The 2,749-nt window shown below is 76.1% G+C and carries 1 protein-coding gene; it reads right to left on the bottom strand.

The window, feature by feature from the left end:
- Window positions 1-44 precede the first annotated feature (44 nt).
- Window positions 45-2,749, bottom strand: a 2,705-nt coding sequence (locus tag KMS84_RS38335; protein WP_256921177.1) for an ATP-binding protein, incomplete at its 5' end; no start/stop codon positions are given.

The raw sequence follows: 2,749 nt of genomic DNA, 5'->3' as shown, positions 1-2,749 counted from the left end.
GCCGTTCGGTCCGGTGGCGCTCGCCGACTGGGCGGAGTCCGGGTTCACCTGCTCGTAGCCGCGCGGGGGCGGGGCGGTTCCGGGTGGACGCGCACCGCTTCCGTGAGCTCGTGCAGCGCGTCCGCCACCGTCGGGGCCGGGACCCGGGCGCGTTCTTCCGTGTAGCGCCGCTCGCCGAGGGCCGCGCGGGCGGCGGCCCCGGCCCGCTCGGCCCAGCCGCGCTGGGGGGCGGGCCGTGGGTGGGGGCCGCGCAGCCCGTCGGCGGCGGCCAGGAGCCGTGCCGCGCGCGCAGCGTCCCCGATCTCGACCAGCAGGAGCGCCGCGCTGTCCACGATCGACGAGGTGACCGCCTCGGCGCACTGGTCGGCCACCGCCTGGCCGAGCGTGTCGGCGAGCATCGCCAGACCGCGCTCCGGCCGGGTCTCGGCCGCCGTGATGTGCGCGTCCAGGACCCCCACCAACGCCGTGAGCTGCGGTGGCGGGGTGCCCTGTCCGATGGCCGCCCAGGTCTCGTCGCACAGGGTCCGCGCGCGGGCGAGCTCGCCCCGGTCCAGGGCGATGTGGACGCGCAGCAGCAGCGCGAACGCGCGCACGTCCGCGACCCCGTACCGGTCGGCGGCGTCGTTCGCCTCGTCCAGCGCGGCCGTGGCCCCCTCGAGGTCGCCCGACCGGTAGGCGACCTCCGCGAGCCGCACCATGAGGAACGGCGATTCGGCGTACGCCCCGACCTCGTAGGCGAGCCGCAGCGCCTCGCGGTACTCCCGCTCCGCGTCCGCGAACCGGCCGCGTGCCAGGTCCGCCTCGCCCGCCACCCCGCACACCTGGGCCCGCATCCAGCGGTCTCCGACGCGGCGGCTGAGCACGCGCAGCTCCTCCAGGTCGTCGTCCAGGCCGTGCAGCCCGCCGGGCGAGTCGACGGCCATGTGCGTGCGGAACATCAGGGTGCAGCCCAGCTCCCATTCACCGCCGTGCTCGCGGCAGTTGTCGACGGCCTCGTCCAGGATCCGGCGGACGTCCACCGTGTCGCGCGCGGGGAACGCCGTCAGCGGCCAGACGAGGCCGGGCATCCGGGCCGACCGCGGGCCTCCGGGCTCGTAGGCGGCCCGCAGCCGGGCGAGGTACTCGTCGCGGCGCGTGGTCGCCACCTGGTCCGTCGGCTCGGACTCGGACAGCAGGAAGACGTGCTGCATCCGCAAGTTCATCCGCCAGAAGCGCCCGTCGTCTTCGCCGCCTTCGGGGGCCGGCGCGTCGAGGAACGCCTCGACGGGGTCGATGGCGGCCATCCGGGCGGCGAGATCGGCGGGGACGGAACCGTTCCCACAGCGCCGCGCGACGTCCAGCACCGCGCCGAGACGCAGGGCGCGGTCGGTCCACTCGGCGCCCTCCCGGCGGTGGTTGCGCAGCCACCAGAACCAGCCCGTGCCGAGGCAGACGGCGGTCGCCTGCTCCTCGTCCCCCGCCGTGATCGCGCGCTGGAGCCCCACCCGGATGTTGTCCAGCTCGGTCTCCAGCCGGGAGATCCACGGGAGCTGCTCGGCGGACCGCAGCTGCGGCTCGGCCCGCTCGACGAGCGTGCGCACCCACGCGCGGTGCCGCCGCTCGGCCTCCGCGCGGCCCTCCGGGAGTTCGGCGGCGCGTTCGACGGCGTACTCGTGGATCGTCTCCAGCATGCGGTAGCGCATGCCGACGCCGCCGGAGCCCTCGTAGGGGGCCGCCACGATCAGCGACTTGTCGACGAGCGCGCCCAGACCGTCGGCGACCGGGCCGGTGCACACGGCCTCGGCGGCCTCCAGGTCCCAGCCGCCCGCGAACACGGACAGTTCGCGCAGCAGGGTGCGCTCCGGTTCGTCGAGCAGGTCCCACGACCAGTCGACCACGGCGCGCAGGGTCTGCTGGCGGGGCAGGACCGTGCGGCTGCCGGAGGTGAGGAGGCGGAAGCGGTCGTCGAGGCGGTCGGCGATCTGGCGCGGGGTGAGCAGCCGGAGCCGGGCGGCGGCCAGCTCGATGGCCAGCGGCAGCCCGTCCAGCCGCCGGCAGATCTCCGCGACCGCCTCGTCGTCACGCGGTGCGGCGGCCGCGTCGGGGCGCACGGCGGCCGCGCGCTCGGTGAACAGGCGGTGCGCCTGGTCGGGGAGGAGGGGCTCGACCGGGCGGACCGACTCGCCGGGCACGCCCAGGGGTTCACGGCTGGTGGCGAGGACCGTGAGCCCGGGGCAGCGGGTGAGGAGGGTCTCGGCGAGGGCGGCTGCCGCGCCGATGACATGTTCGCAGTTGTCAAGGATCAGGAGCCGGCTGCGCGCGGCGCAGTGCTCGACGAGCAGGGCGACGGGGTCGTCCTGCGCGGTCGACAGTTCGGTGGTCAGCAGCGCGGTCTCACGCAGACCGAGGGCGCTGACCACCGCGTCGGGCACCGCCTCCGGCCGGTCGAGCGGCGCCAGCTCGACCAGCCACGCCTGCGGGAGCCCCGCGGCGGCCTCCTCGGCGAGACGGGTCTTGCCGGAGCCCCCCGGTCCGGTGAGCGTGACCAGTCGGGCCCTGTGCAATTCGGAACGGATGGCGTCGAGTTCGGGTTCCCGGCCCACGAAAGAGGTAAGGCGCGGACGGATGTTGCCGGTGCGTTCGGGTCGCCCGGGCGGCGCGAGGGACTCGGCGGGGCGGGTCGCCGCCGGGCGATCGGGAGGGAGGGGGCCCTCCTCGCCGTCGGGTGCGGGATCGGGGCCGTGTGCGGGATCGGGGCGGTGTACGGGAT

Origin of the sequence: Streptomyces hilarionis, assembly GCF_024539675.1 — a bacterium.
GTDB lineage: Bacteria > Actinomycetota > Actinomycetes > Streptomycetales > Streptomycetaceae > Streptomyces > Streptomyces hilarionis.
Note: the sequence above shows the minus strand (reverse complement) of the source record. Positions and strands in the feature narration are given on the sequence as shown.